The sequence below is a fragment of the Streptococcus orisratti DSM 15617 genome, assembly GCF_000380105.1.
Lineage (GTDB): Bacteria > Bacillota > Bacilli > Lactobacillales > Streptococcaceae > Streptococcus > Streptococcus orisratti.
This window is the reverse complement of the sequence record NZ_KB904454.1, coordinates 38,885-52,909: the sequence shown is the minus strand read 5'-3', so window position 1 is coordinate 52,909 and position 14,025 is coordinate 38,885. Positions and strand designations below refer to the sequence as shown.

Below are 14,025 nucleotides of genomic sequence, written 5' to 3'. Positions count from 1 at the left end.
ACAAATTTGTCATCACTTCTACCAAAATTATTGCCCAGATTCCTTCAAATATCGACGTAATGTTGGCTTAGTCAAAGTTTCGGATGAATCAATCCTTGTCTTGCTTTTGTTACAAGCTGAACTAGGCATGACATCACAACGCCATTTCTACACCATCTGCCCCCTCTTTCCTTGTGGTCAGTTACTAGANCGAAGTCGTTTCAATCGTCGGTCTAGACAATTGATCTGGCTAGTCCAATTAATCCGAAAAGCTATGAGTGACATGCTTCCATCTGATAGGCTAGCCATTATAGATAGTTTTCCTTTGCCACTTTGCCAACTTGTTCGCAATCACAGAGCTACCATTTTTAAAGGATTAGCNGATATTGGNTANAANGCCTCTAAACATCTTTGGTTCTACGGNTTCAAGGTTCATATGCTGGTGACCTTATCAGGTTATATTCTGAACTATGTTGTCACACCAGCCTCTGTCCACGATATCAAGGTGGTTTATGAACTATTAGAAGGGTGTAAGCAATCGGTTATCCTAGGTGATTTAGGCTACCTGAGCAGTGAACTCAAGAAGGACTTAGAACAACAAGGTTACCATTTATGGACGCCATTTCGTAAAAAACATGACAGGAGCCGAAGAACATAACAATTGGAAAATAATGGCCATGAGACGAACTATTGAAACACGTTTTTCTGAACTGTGTCGACTTTTTGATATTGAACACACATTAGCTAGAGGGCTAGCTGGACTACAGTTACGACTTGAACAAATTATTCTAGCTCATAATTTACGCTATTTTGAAATGAACTAGCACCAGGGGTTAAAGACTATATAAATTAGGAGTTTTCAATTTGTGTATGGCTCAGTTTTGGAATGTAAAAGACGAGCTAATCTGCTAATTGATTCTGCGCTGAGATGTTGGTATGGACTTTGTGAAGTGAGATTGGATTTGAAGCCTGATTTCCAAAAAGGAATGCAATTTAAACAAGAGAAAGCCTACGTCCACTGACTAAGAAAAGTCACAAAAATTGGCTTTTGATTTTTATGAATAGGGGAAAAATAGAAATAAGATGAAAAATAAAATTGTTACAATTCTTAAAGATTTGTACGCTTACAAGTACACCTACATTTTACGGGCGACCATCTTGCAATTAGTGATTACAACGCTTGGGTCCTATGTTTTGTCTCTCTTACTTCGTGCAGCTCTAGTCAGCTCGGACTTGCCTGGACTGACCATTGATAATCTAAGCTCCTTTTTAATCAATCCGATGACATTGGGCTTGCTTCTTCTGTACCTATTTGCATTGGCATTCTTGGTCTTTTTTGAGTTTACATTGTTGGTGGAAATGCTCCGCTATAAGGAAGAGAAGTTACGGCTCACACTTTCAAGACTGAAAGAGGACATAGGCAATTTTTTCACATCATTATCAGGAGGTCATATCGTTGCCTTTTTGGTATATTTGATTCTAACAATTCCTTTTTTGCAACTTTTTTTATCTTCAGCTCTTCTTGAAAATCTCTATATTCCTAAATTTATCTCAGGGGAGTTGGTCAAAACGACTAGTGGGAGTGTGATTTACTATGGACTTTATGCTTTGTTGGGATATTTGAATCTGCGTTTCATCTACACTTTACCCTTAACAGTAACCAATAAAGGTCAGCATTTCGCTCAAAGTATGGCACAATCATGGAAGATGACAAAAGGAAGAAAATTATTTGCCTTATCAGGTCTACTTTTAGTGCTTTTTATTCTGATGATTGTCACGATGGTTTTTGTTGTTTTAGGGATTAGTATAGCGAGTGTGCTAGATAGCAACAAGAGCGATCTTCTAATAGAGACACTTTTCCTATCTTTTGTTTGGGGAACTGTTTTTGCAGCTATCCTTCTTTTCAAACTAGGTTTTCTATCTTACTTACTACATGTTTTAGATTTGGAAAAAGCAGAGCAGGATCAGTTAACTCCTCAAAAACCCAAAAAAGGACGTTCGTTTGCTTTAGTAGCTCTACTAATAGCTATTGGCGGTGTCAGCTTTATATATAATAGCAGCGGGCTGTCAAGTCAAAAAACAGAAAATATTCAGGTTATTGCCCACAGAGGGCTTGTCAGCAAAGGAGTTGAAAATTCATTGGAGGCCTTGGAAGCAGCGGCGAAAGCAGGAGCAGATTATGTTGAGATGGATGTGATTTATTCAAAAGATGGGCAATTTGTAGTTAGTCATGATGATAATCTTAAACGCTTAACTGGAAAGAATATTGCTATCTCAGATTCGAAGGCTGAGCAAGTCGTGGGTCTTCCAATCCACCAAAATGGTCATAAGTCTCACCTTGTTTCCTTTGATACTTATGTCAAAAAGGCTAAAGAATTAGGCATAAAATTATTAGTAGAATTGAAACCAACTGGAAAGGAAGCTAGAAATTACGAGCAAGATTTTGTTGATAAGTTAAATCAGTTAGGAGTTTCAAGAGATTATCTAGTTATGTCATTAGATTTGCCAACGGTTGAAAAAGTTAAACGCCTAGATAAGAACCTAACGGTTGGGTACACGATTTCATTGCAAGTTGGAGATTTTACAAATCAAACAGTTGATTTCTATGCTATTGAGGATTTTTCTTACAATGAGTGGCTAGCGGCAAGTGCACATGCAAAAGGAAAGAAAATTTACGCTTGGACGATTAATGCTGAAGAAGATATTACCAAGTATCTGCAAAGCAGCAGTGATGGTATTATTACTGATTATCCAACTGATGTCAAAGAAATGAAAGCAAACTTTAAAAAAGATGACAGCTATCTTGAATATTTCCTACGCATTTTCAGCCTTTAATAGTCGAGAATTTTGATTGGGAATTATAGTCCCGATTGAAAATTACAAAAATAAGGGTTATAATACTTCTTACGAGGTAAAATCTATGAAAACATTCGACAAATCATCAAAACTAGAACATGTTGCTTACGATATTCGGGGTCCTATCTTGGACGAAGCCAATCGTATGATTGCCAACGGTGAAAAAATTCTTCGCCTTAATACGGGAAATCCTGCTGAGTTTGGTTTCACAGCACCTGATGAGGTCATTCGCGATTTGATTATGAATGCCCGTAACAGCGAAGGTTATTCAGATAGTAAAGGGATTTTTTCGGCTCGTAAGGCTATTATGCAATACTGTCAGCTAAAAGGTTTTCCAAACGTTGATATTGATGATATTTACATTGGGAATGGTGTTTCTGAGCTGATTTCGATTTCCCTGCAAGCTCTTCTTGACAATGGTGATGAGGTGCTTGTACCGATGCCAGACTACCCTTTATGGACTGCCTGTGTCAGCCTTGCCGGTGGGAGTGCTGTGCATTATCTATGTGATGAAGAAGCAGGCTGGTTCCCAGATATTGATGACATTAAATCAAAGATTACTTCAAATACCAAGGCAATTGTTGTTATCAATCCTAATAATCCAACTGGTGCCCTTTATCCCAAAGAACTACTTGAGGAAATTGTCGATATTGCTCGTCAGAATGACTTGATTATTTTCGCTGATGAAATTTATGACCGTCTGGTTATGGATGGTAAAGAACACGTCGCCATTGCCAGTCTGGCTCCAGATGTTTTTTGTGTTTCCATGAATGGTTTATCAAAGTCTCACCGTATTTGTGGTTTCCGCGTGGGATGGATGGTACTTTCGGGACCAAAACACAACGTTAAAGGATACATTGAAGGGTTAAATATGTTAGCCAATATGCGGCTTTGTTCTAATGTTTTGGCACAGCATGTTGTACAAACTTCTTTAGGTGGCTATCAGTCGGTTGATGAACTTTTAAAACCGGGTGGTCGTATTTATGAACAGCGCAATTTTATTCATAAGGCTGTGAATGAAGTACCAGGGCTGTCAGCAGTCAAGCCAACAGCAGGTCTGTATATCTTCCCTAAAATTGATCGTGATATGTACCAGATTGATGATGACGAAGAATTTTGCTTACAGCTTTTGAAGCAAGAAAAAGTGATGCTAGTACCCGGAAAAGGCTTTAACTGGATGACGCCAGACCATTTTCGTATTGTTTACTTACCTCGTGTTGAAGAGTTAGCAGAAGTTCAAGAAAAATTGACTCGCGTCCTTCGCCAATATCGCCGTTAATTCAGCCCCAAAATCACCGTGAAGGTGGTTTTTTACTTTTATACTCTTAGAACCTGTATTCACAGTTCAGCGCTTCCATCCAAGGCTAGTCTTTAAGCTGTCATCGTTAGTTTTTTAAAATACAGTCAGTATTTCCTCAAAAACCTGCCTTGGTTAGCGAAAAAACATCTCTTATTATAAAAGTACTTCATTTGTTCTTGTGTCTATTTAGGATAAATCAGGGTTGGAGAGAAATATGCAATCAAAATGCTGTTTTCTTAGTGTGTTTTATTATATTTATCTGTATGATTGGTAGCTTTATACTCTTCGAAAATCAAAATTATCCGTTGTCAACTTGCCTTGATGAACTCAAGTTCTATCGTCGGCCTCGTTTCCTAGGCTACTTTTGATTTTCATTGAGTATTAGTTTTGACTTTTTTCAAGGTATGAATAATTGTCAAAAAAAGAAGTAATTTTCTGATAATTATTTGCCAAAACAGTTTTGCTTTGATATAATTGTACTGCAAACAATTTCAAAGGATAAAGGAAAAATGCCGAATTTATTAAACAAAACTCGAAAAATTACATCTATTTTGCAACGCTCGGTAGATAATCTGGATACTGATTTGCCATACAACACAATGGCCGCTCAGTTAGCAGATATTATTGATTGCAATTCATGTATTATTAACGGTGGTGGTAATATTTTAGGGTATGCCATCAAGTATAAGACTAATACAGACCGAGTTGAAAAGATGTTTGAGGAAAAGAAACTGTCAGAGGAGTATGTCAAGGCAGCTAGTCGTGTTTATGATACAGAAGCTAACCTTTCTGTTGATAACGATCTGACAATCTTCCCTGTAGAATCTAAAGACATCTACCCAGATGGGCTGACGACTATCGCCCCTATTTATGGAGGGGGTATGCGTTTGGGATCACTGATTATCTGGCGCAATGACAAGGAATTTTTAGAAGATGATTTGATTCTAGTTGAAATTGCCAGTACAGTAGTTGGTATCCAGTTACTTAACCTCCAGACTGAAAATCTTGAAGAAACGATTCGCAAGCAAACAGCTGTTAATATGGCTATTAACACACTTTCATATTCTGAAATGAAGGCTGTCGCAGCAATTTTGAACGAACTTGGTGGGATTGAAGGTCGATTGACTGCCTCTGTTATTGCTGACCGTATTGGAATCACTCGTTCAGTGATTGTTAATGCTCTGCGTAAACTTGAGTCAGCAGGAATCATTGAAAGCCGTTCACTTGGTATGAAGGGAACTTATCTTAAAGTTATCAATGAAGGTATCTTTGATAAATTAAAAGATTACAAATAAAACATAAACTGGGACTGAATACACTTTTCAGCCCCTTTTGCATAAAAGGAGAATGTCTAATGGCAAAAGCTTTGATTTCAATTGATTATACTTATGATTTTGTTGCAGATGATGGTAAACTGACAGCTGGCAAGCCTGCTCAAGCTATCGAAAATAAAATTGCCCAACTAACACAGGAAGCTTTTGAGAATGGTGATTATATTTTCTTTGCTATCGATGGACATGACGAAGGGGATGTTTTTCATCCTGAAACCAAGCTATTCCCACCACACAATATCAGGGGAAGCAAGGGACGTCATCTTTATGGGAAATTAGGAGTGGTTTATGAAAATATTAAATCGGATAGTCGTGTCTTCTGGATGGATAAGCGTCATTATTCGGCTTTTTCTGGGACTGATCTTGACATCAGATTGCGTGAACGGCATGTGACAACCATTATTTTGACTGGTGTATTGACGGATATTTGTGTTTTGCATACGGCTATTGATGCTTATAATCTGGGCTACAAACTCGAAATTCCGGCAGCAGCTGTTGCTAGTTTGACCAAAGAAAATCATAACTGGGCGCTCAGCCATTTTCAAAATGTCTTAGGTGCAAAAATTATCGAATAAGTTTGTTAAAAAGGCTAATTATAAGTCGAATTCTTTGCTGATTTGATACTTTTTGGGTATAATAAAGCGTATTTTAAAGAACAGAGGATTTTCATGGTTAAAGCCCTAGAACTATATTTAGTAACGGATAATAACGGCTTAGAGGCTGTTGCATTTTACAAAGATGTCTTTGACGCAGAAGTAATCTCTTGTACAACTTTTGGACAAGCCATTCCTGATACTCCAGAAGAACATAAAAATTTGGTCCTTAATGCTAATTTGAATATTGGTGGCATTCGTCTGCAGTTGTCTGATAATGGTCCAGATTACGACTACATCCAGGGGAATAACATGACAGCTTGTATTCAGTTGGATAGTGTTGAAGAAGCTCAGGCTATTTATCAAAAATTGTCTGTTGATGCCAAACGAATTGATTTGGAACTTCAGGAAACACCTTGGAGTCCAGCTTATGCTAATCTAGTGGATAAGTTTGGTATTTCTTGGCAGATCAATACTGATATCCCAGGTTTTGTGTCTGAAACTGTTACATTTTAAGGAGGAAGAGATGTTTACAGAAACTACAGGTATTATGCTCTATGTTGATGATGTAATTGCTGAGAAGGAGTTTTGGGCTGCCATTGGGTTTAGCATTCAAAATGAAACTGAAATGATGGGCTATGAGAGTTTTGAGATGAAGCCGCATAAAGATAGTAGCACAGTCTTTACTGTTTATGATAAAGAATTCATTAAACAGGTATCGCCTCAAGTGATTGATCATGTGCCAAGCGTTTTGTTTGAAGCTAAAGAGATTGAAAATCTTCAGGAACGTGTTGCTGGATTGACAGATACAGCAAGTGATGTTCAAACAGAGCCGTTTCCTAATTTTAATTTTGCGTCACCAAGTGGGATTTATTTCGCTGTTAGAGGTGTTTAAGTCTTTGCATTTAGCAATATTTTGTTTCGTACTTCCTATACATGTGAAGTTGATAATGCTTCTTGAATTAATTTAATCTTTTTACTTACTCTAAATTGTTATAATTTTCCCATTTAAAACTTGTATATCATCAGACCTGATGTCTGTTTTTATGCAAGTTTATTTTTATACTCATCGAAAATCAAACTCAGTCTTTACTGACTGGATTTGATGAACTCTAGCTTTATCGGCATCTGCGTTGCTTATACTCATCGAAAATCAAAATTATCCGTTGTCAACTTGCTTTGATGAACTCAAGTTCTATCGTCGGCTTCGTTTCCTAGGCTACTTTTGATTTTCATTGAGTATTAGTTTGATTTAAAGCAAACATTATTTTTGAAAACGCTTAATATTTTTGCTGACTTTTTTTTAGAGATATGTTACAATTGAAGCAAGCGCTTGCATGGAAGCGAATTTTATTTTAGAAGGGAAAACATATGCCAACTTTGAAGGATGTTGCTCTGCGTGCGAATGTTTCAAAAATGACGGTCTCTAGGGTTATCAATCATCCAGAGATGGTAACGTCAGAATTGAGAAGATTAGTCTACAAAGCTATGGAAGATTTAGACTATCAGCCTAATCCTGTTGCTAAAGCACTTGTTTGTAAAAAATCGCTTGTGGTTGCTGTGCTTGTTTTAGAAGATTTGGAACGCGTTGATCCCTATTTTATGAAACTAATCAAAGGAATATCTGCAGAATTAAACAAGCACCAGTATGCCTTACAGCTGGCAACGGATTTGTCACAGTTACAGGCCATTAAGCAGTGTGATGGTTATATTGTGACAGGGTTGCGGCAAGAAGATGTTCCCTTTATAAAAAAGTTATCAGAGCCTGTTGTAGCCTTTGGTGAAAATGACTATGGTATTCCTTTCGTTGACTCCGACAACTACAAGGCTAGTAGAGATGCTACCCGTTATGCAGCAGAGTTGGGGTATGAGCATTTGACTTTTTTAGGAATTGAAAGTAAGGAAGGATTTGAACAGGCGAGAGAAGAGGGGTATTTGGATGCTTTTTCTAACAAGTTAGTTACTCCTAAAATTCTTCGTTCAGCTAATAGCGCTTCTCAAGTGGGAGAAGTTTTAAAGCGAGAGTTACCTATACCTAAAAACAGTTGCTTTATTTGTGCTTCTGATCGTATTGCCTTGGGAGCAGAGCGTTTTTTAGAAGGGCAAGGCTATCAGATACCTGAAGAGATTGGGATTATTGGATTTGATGGTGTTTTTTTGGATAAAATTGTTTCACCACGATTAACGACTATAAAGCAACCTGTTGAAAGAATGGGAGAAATCTGTGCACAGCGCCTTTTAGACCTAATTGACCATCGAAAAACAAAAGAATCCTATTATCATCGGGCAGATTTGGTCGTTGGAGGAACAACTCGGCAAACTCTTGGAAAACAGAGAGTATCGTTTTAGTGATTTTGGGAAATATGAAATAAGAGAGGCTGGGATATGACCTACTCCCTTATAGTGGATAGTGAGAATCAAAAAATTCACTAGAGACTATGAGGGATTTTTCCTACGTCCAAATGAAAGTTGTTCAGTTATATTGAACTCATAAAATCTAATAGCTAATTATCAAGACAAGGGTAAATTTCAAGTGCAAGTTAGCCACTGTGTAAAAACTCTCTAGAAGATTTGTCGTCCAATAGTTTCTTCGGATAGTTGTTTATCCAATTTCAATGAATGCGACTTGTTGAGCTACACTATTGCTTTCTCTGGGTAACCATCTATGAATCAGTCTGTTATGATTCTCTAGTTGCTTTTTGATTTTCAAGCTCCGATCTAAATTAATCCACTGGACTAATTTACTCCCATGCTTCCAAGGAGCATACGGGTGGGCATAATAAATATGCTCGTGATCAAAAAAGATCTGATAAGTAACTAAATTCTGTTCTATTATCAGCTGTGATGGACGTTATCTGATATTTTTGTAAAACAACTTTTAAGGCTTGAATAGCCGAAGAGGTCGATTTGTTAGGAATTAAGTCAACAATTTGTTGTTTGAAGTCATCCGTGAATTGGCGGCATTTTTCTAGACATTATTCTCTTCTCTTTAGTGTAGAACACTTTATAAGATTGCTTAGTTTAGCGTAACCGATCCATATCATCGTATAGTCAAGTTGGCTCTCCTCCTCACTCATGAACCTTGTTTGAACTAGGAACCTCTCCAAAACGAGCGATAAAAATTGAGACCAGCCCATAATCTTGTCTAGATGTGCTAAAGTATCACCTTTCTTACTTAGTTTCGTAATCACTCTGTCTCAAGTATCTTGTTATATTTTAGTTAACAATAAACAGTTAACATTTTATTAAAAAAATGTTATAATACAAATATATTTAATTTTCACACTATTTAAAAAAGGAGATTTTTTATGAAAAAGAGTTCAAAAGAAGCAACATTTTCTTTTAGAAAAATGAAATTTGGCTTAGCTTCTGTAGCGGTTTTAACTAGTTTCTTGGTTACAACAAATACCTTAGCTGAAACACCAGTAACAACAGAGGAATCATCTTCTACGCAGTCAACTGAAATTGCTCCCATGACTTCAGTAACCTCTTCTGAAGCACAGGAACCTACAACAGCTGAAAGTCCTATTGCTGAGGCAACAAAGGATATTGAAGCTGCCTCAAAACAACCTGTTGTTGAAGAGGGTAAAGCTCAAGCTGGTGATATTATTGCAGTAGAATCTAATATTTCTGAGGTGACATCAGAAGCACATCAAGAGGGTAATAAAACTATCACATATGAGACATCAACTGCTCAAGTTAAAACCACAAGCATTGCTGAAAAAAATGCTTCAGTTGGTAAGCAGGAAGCAGTGATTGCTGAAAAAGAAACTAGCTATGTGACTGAAACGGCTGAGGCGACAACAACAGTTAACGAAAAAGTCGTTAAAACAGTTAATGTAGAAGTTGTCAAAGAGCAGGATATTGTGAAGACTGAGGAAAACAGCACGAATGCTGATGTGGTTTTCATTATTGATCATAGTGGTTCAATGAGTAATGAGATTGCTGCTGTAAAAAATAACATTACAGATTTTGTCAATGGCTTGGGACAACAAAGTGTTCGTACGCGTCTTGGTCTAATTGACTATGAAGATAGTGAACATGTCAATTATGCTGATTTCAATGGTTCAAAATTTACAACTGATCCAGCTGCATTTATCAAAGCAATAGATAACATTCGACTTGATGGTGGAACCGAAGAACCTACAGTTCCATTGACTTATATTACGACGGATAGATATGATTGGTCAACAGAGGCTGGTACAAGACGTTTTGCAGTTTTAATCACGGATGAGGGGATTGATTTGCATACTGCGGCAGCACCATCAATTGAATCAACCATTAATGCATTGAAATCAAAAAACATCAGTGTAACGGTTATTGAAGATATGTACTATAAGGATGAATTCAGCAAGATGATTGCTGAAACAAATGGCCTTGCAGTAGATATTGAGAGTGATTTTGCAAAGACTCTTTCAAATGATATTTCGAATTGGGTTGTAAAAACAGTTTATGAAGGTAAGTTGCTTAAGGTTGTGACGGAAGATTATCAATTCTATGTGACAACAACAGTTGAAACTAAAAAAGCACCCGAAATGATTTATTCTGCTGTAAACAAACCTACAACTCCCAAGCCAGCAGTTTACAAGGCTGATTCTGTAAAAAAAACATCTGTTAAAGCTACAGCTCTTCCAGAAACTGGCTCAAAATCAAATGATTATTTGAGTGTTTATGGGTTAGTTAGCTTAGCAATTGTATCAGCACTAGCATTCTATAAAAAGAAAGAAGACTAACGATAATGGCCCTTTTGTTAGCTGTAGTGGGCGACAAAAGCTAAGCTCTAGCGAGAACGGATGTTGTTCTCGCTTTTTGCTGTTCAAAGCGAAATCTATGCGTTTTTTGAAGTTGTCAAAATTCCTGAACCCAAGGCATTGCGCTTAATGTTTTTGATGAGAGTGTTAGTTGCTTTTAACTTTGCATTAGAACAAGGTATTCCAAAGCATTTAAGGCTTTCTCTTCTTTAAGAACCTGCATTCACAGTTCAGCACTTCTATCTAAGGCTAGTTTTTGAGCTACTCATCGTTAGTTTTTTTTCCAATATATAGTCAGTATTCTCTCAAAAACCTGCCTTGATTAGCGAAAAACTCTCTCTTATCTATAAGCACTTCGCTTGTGAATACAGGTTCTAAGAAATATCTTAAAGATAGTGTGGAAAATAGGGTGAACAGTAGTCATTTTTTGCTCAATGAGTTTTTTGTATATGACAATTGTAAGAATAAGTTAATTTTTGTTAAGGTACCTATCAGGGCTACAAAAAAACTTTCTGTAAGCTAAAGATGTGTATGGAGTGATTGGTTGATATCACATAAAGTTGTGGCTAGTGTCTCATCGTAAATCACCGCTAGAACGATTTTCTTTGGGAAATATTCTCGAAGCAAGCTATTGATGTTTTTATTAGTCGTGAAGAATAGTCATCCGAAAAGTAGAAGGAAATTCCTAACTCCTCTACCAATTATCACAAGATGATTTTTAATAAATCCTATTCTTACAAATTTGTAAGAATGATGATAGGAACTGTAAGTTAGCGTGTCTAAAAAGAGTCTATAATAGAATTATCAAGTTAAGAAAAGAGGCAAATTTTATGTTTAGAAAAAAATCAAATTTAACCCCTCAAAATGGTCGTAATAATCGTTCAAAAACCTCGGAAGAATTATTAGAACATGGGTATTTTCTCGCCGGTCTCTCACAAGAGATGAATCGTCTTTATACCATAGCGTGAGAGGCTGTGGCTTTGCTTTTGTTAATGAGTTTCAATAGAAATACTGGAGGTGAGTAATGTTTTATTTTAAGCTTGCTTATCAAAATATCAGAAAATCGCTATCTATTTTCGCTCCTTTTGTCTTGGCAAGTACAGTACTGTACACCTTGCTTTCTTCCCTTTTTCTGATAATACTCAGTCCTGTAAAGAATACTATGGGTTCTGGCATAGTAGCTTTGGTACTGGGGGTGGTCGTTATGACTATTTTCTCCTTGATTATGGAAATTTATAGTTTTAACTTCCTGATGAAACAAAGGGCGCGTGAGTTTGGGCTGTATAATATATTGGGCATGACTAAGAAAAGAGTGTCGCTGATTGCAAGTATTGAACTATGGATGATTTTTATCATTATTATCTGTCTAGGTAGTATTCTCAGTGGCGCATTTTCTAATCTACTATATCTGATTTTTATTAATCTAATACAGGTCAATCAGTTTAATTTTGTGGTAATTCCTATGGCATTTGTATTGACTGCAGTGATATTTGCAGGTATATTTGCTGTTTTAGAAATCATTGCAGTGCGTACAATTGGAAAAGTGACTCCCCTTCTTCTTTTTAGGAGCAGTGAAAAGGGAGAACAGGAACCTAAGGGAAATTTACTTTTAGCTGTTTTATCACTTTTATCTTTGGGATTAGGTTATTACCTGTCTCTTTCATCGGGTAATAAGTCTGGTTTAGCAGTCATTTATCTCTTCTTTTTAGCGGTACTTCCTGTTATTTTGGGTACCTACCTTTTTTATGTCAGCTTTATTGCCTGGTATTTGAAAAGACGTCGTAGGAATAAAGTCTATTTTTATCAGCCTGAGCATTTTATCACAACATCGCAGATGCTTTTTCGTATGAAACAGCATGCTGTTGGTCTGGCTAACATCACTTTGTTAGCCGTTATGGCATTTGTAACAGTTGCGACGACGGTTTCACTTCACACGGGTACCATTAGCTCTGTCGATAAACAGTTTCCCAAAAAGAGCTCAATCATTTACAAGGTTGCCAACCGTTCGCAAGGAGAAGAAGCGTTTCAATTATCTGTTTTGAAAAAATATCCTGCAAAGGCAGATGCTGCTATTAGATACTTGACTGCAACTTTAGCACTGCCCTATGATGGAGGGCAAGCGCTTGCTCTAAATCCTACTAATCAAACGAATCCAGTAAAGGGAAAATTTTATTATACTATCCTTGTCACGCAGGATGATTTTCGCAAACTAGGTAATGAGTTAGCTCAACTTAAAGATAATCAGATTACGTTTATCACGCCGGAGGTGAGCAATGAACTTAGACAGCTTACTATAGGAAATGAAACCTATCAAGCTATAAAAGGACCTGAAAAGTTATTCTTACCTGACCTCTATGCTACGTTTAATCCAGCTTTACTTGTGGTTGCGAACGACAACGTTTTGGAAATGGTTATGGAAAAATTCAGTCAAGTAGATGAAGTGATGGGCGTAGAAACAAAGATGGAATATCATGTTTTCACAGACTTATCTAATAAACAAGTACAACATATAACCTCAAAAGGCGGAGGTTTTACTGATAAAAACATTAATGGTTACATTGTCCAAAAATCGGATACACTTGCTATGATGCTCAGTTTTACAGGTGGCTTTCTTTTTACAGGTTTTATGTTGGGAATCAGCTTCCTTTTAGGAGCGGCTCTTATTATTTACTACAAACAATATTCAGAAGGTCATGAAGATAGGAAATCTTACAAGATTTTACAAGAAGTTGGTATGAGCAAGCAGTTTGTCCAACGAACAATCAACTCGCAAATTATTTTGGTATTTTTCTTGCCACTTCTGATGGCTAGTCTGCATTTCGCAGTTTCCCTTGTTCTTTTAAAACGCATGTTAGCAGTCTTTGGTGTTACCTCATCTTCTTTGATTTATAGTGTCAGTGTTATAACCATTTTGTTGATTTGTGCTATTTATTATCTTATCTACAAATTGACCAGCCGTATCTATTATCGTATTATTGAACGATGATCGTACTTGTTTGAATTTTGTTAGTTCATTATGTTTAAAGTCTACAGAGTAACTTAATAGTAAAGGTGAGCTGAAAAAACTAGATTATGGTCCAAATGTTCATCTCCTAAAAAGCAAATAACCCTTCAAAGTATTTAATGGTTGAAGATGTTTATTTGCTTTTTGTTTTTACTATGTTAAAGCTTTGTCTGCCCCTCTAGATAGGATTAAATTAGCGTTATTTTCAGTG

The 14,025-nt window shown here is 36.7% G+C and carries 9 protein-coding genes and 3 pseudogenes; 10 read left to right on the top strand and 2 right to left on the bottom strand.

The features are described 5' to 3' along the window. The 8 genes and pseudogenes from A3I7_RS13060 to A3I7_RS0102780 form a co-directional block, all read left to right on the top strand. Positions 1-803: pseudogene (locus A3I7_RS13060) on the top strand (IS982 family transposase); the annotation flags it as partial. A gap of 259 nt (positions 804-1,062) precedes the next feature. Next, the gene (locus A3I7_RS0102810; RefSeq protein ID WP_018375266.1) at positions 1,063-2,814 is read left to right on the top strand and encodes a glycerophosphoryl diester phosphodiesterase membrane domain-containing protein; all 1,752 of its coding nucleotides are present in this window, start codon (positions 1,063-1,065) and stop codon (positions 2,812-2,814) included. An 85-nt stretch (positions 2,815-2,899) separates the two neighbouring features. Further along, the gene (locus A3I7_RS0102805) at positions 2,900-4,114 is read left to right on the top strand and encodes a pyridoxal phosphate-dependent aminotransferase (protein ID WP_018375265.1); all 1,215 of its coding nucleotides are present in this window, start codon (positions 2,900-2,902) and stop codon (positions 4,112-4,114) included. Between the two features lie 530 nt (positions 4,115-4,644). After that, complete coding sequence (codY, locus tag A3I7_RS0102800; RefSeq protein WP_018375264.1) at positions 4,645-5,430, top strand: GTP-sensing pleiotropic transcriptional regulator CodY; 786 nt, start codon at positions 4,645-4,647, stop codon at positions 5,428-5,430. Between the two features lie 59 nt (positions 5,431-5,489). Continuing rightward, a complete protein-coding gene (locus A3I7_RS0102795; RefSeq protein ID WP_018375263.1) occupies positions 5,490-6,041 on the top strand; it encodes a cysteine hydrolase family protein in 552 nt (183 codons plus the stop codon). Positions 6,042-6,134: 93 nt separating this feature from the next. Beyond that, complete coding sequence (locus A3I7_RS0102790; protein ID WP_018375262.1) at positions 6,135-6,575, top strand: VOC family protein; 441 nt, start codon at positions 6,135-6,137, stop codon at positions 6,573-6,575. 10 nt (positions 6,576-6,585) lie between these two features. Next, positions 6,586-6,954 (top strand): VOC family protein, encoded by a 369-nt coding sequence (locus A3I7_RS0102785; RefSeq protein ID WP_018375261.1) that lies wholly within the window; start codon positions 6,586-6,588, stop codon positions 6,952-6,954. 476 nt (positions 6,955-7,430) lie between these two features. Next, a complete protein-coding gene (locus tag A3I7_RS0102780; protein ID WP_018375260.1) occupies positions 7,431-8,408 on the top strand; it encodes a LacI family DNA-binding transcriptional regulator in 978 nt (325 codons plus the stop codon). Positions 8,409-8,599: 191 nt separating this feature from the next. On the opposite strand, the pseudogene A3I7_RS14445 reads toward A3I7_RS0102780, so the two are convergent. Continuing rightward, positions 8,600-8,998, bottom strand: a pseudogene (locus A3I7_RS14445) (transposase family protein); the annotation flags it as partial. Between the two features lie 369 nt (positions 8,999-9,367). On the opposite strand from A3I7_RS14445, the gene A3I7_RS14440 reads away from it, so the two are divergent. Continuing rightward, positions 9,368-10,792: a VWA domain-containing protein gene (locus tag A3I7_RS14440; RefSeq protein ID WP_018375258.1), complete on the top strand. Its 1,425-nt coding sequence runs from the start codon at positions 9,368-9,370 to the stop codon at positions 10,790-10,792. A gap of 40 nt (positions 10,793-10,832) precedes the next feature. Here A3I7_RS14440 and A3I7_RS14435 read toward each other — a convergent pair. Further along, positions 10,833-10,992 (bottom strand): annotated as a pseudogene (locus A3I7_RS14435) (transposase); the annotation flags it as partial. Positions 10,993-11,834: 842 nt separating this feature from the next. Here A3I7_RS14435 and A3I7_RS0102755 point away from each other — a divergent pair. Further along, positions 11,835-13,796 (top strand): FtsX-like permease family protein, encoded by a 1,962-nt coding sequence (locus A3I7_RS0102755; protein WP_018375255.1) that lies wholly within the window; start codon positions 11,835-11,837, stop codon positions 13,794-13,796. Positions 13,797-14,025 lie beyond the last annotated feature (229 nt).

Bases quoted from the DNA above. Each gene is read 5' to 3' on its own strand.
- A3I7_RS0102810 (WP_018375266.1), top strand. From the start codon at position 1,063: ATGAAAAATAAAATTGTTACAATTCTTAAAGATTTGTACGCTTACAAG.
- A3I7_RS0102805 (WP_018375265.1), top strand. From the start codon at position 2,900: ATGAAAACATTCGACAAATCATCAAAACTAGAACATGTTGCTTACGAT.
- codY (WP_018375264.1), top strand. From the start codon at position 4,645: ATGCCGAATTTATTAAACAAAACTCGAAAAATTACATCTATTTTGCAA.
- A3I7_RS0102795 (WP_018375263.1), top strand. From the start codon at position 5,490: ATGGCAAAAGCTTTGATTTCAATTGATTATACTTATGATTTTGTTGCA.
- A3I7_RS0102790 (WP_018375262.1), top strand. From the start codon at position 6,135: ATGGTTAAAGCCCTAGAACTATATTTAGTAACGGATAATAACGGCTTA.
- A3I7_RS0102785 (WP_018375261.1), top strand. From the start codon at position 6,586: ATGTTTACAGAAACTACAGGTATTATGCTCTATGTTGATGATGTAATT.
- A3I7_RS0102780 (WP_018375260.1), top strand. From the start codon at position 7,431: ATGCCAACTTTGAAGGATGTTGCTCTGCGTGCGAATGTTTCAAAAATG.
- A3I7_RS14440 (WP_018375258.1), top strand. From the start codon at position 9,368: ATGAAAAAGAGTTCAAAAGAAGCAACATTTTCTTTTAGAAAAATGAAA.
- A3I7_RS0102755 (WP_018375255.1), top strand. From the start codon at position 11,835: ATGTTTTATTTTAAGCTTGCTTATCAAAATATCAGAAAATCGCTATCT.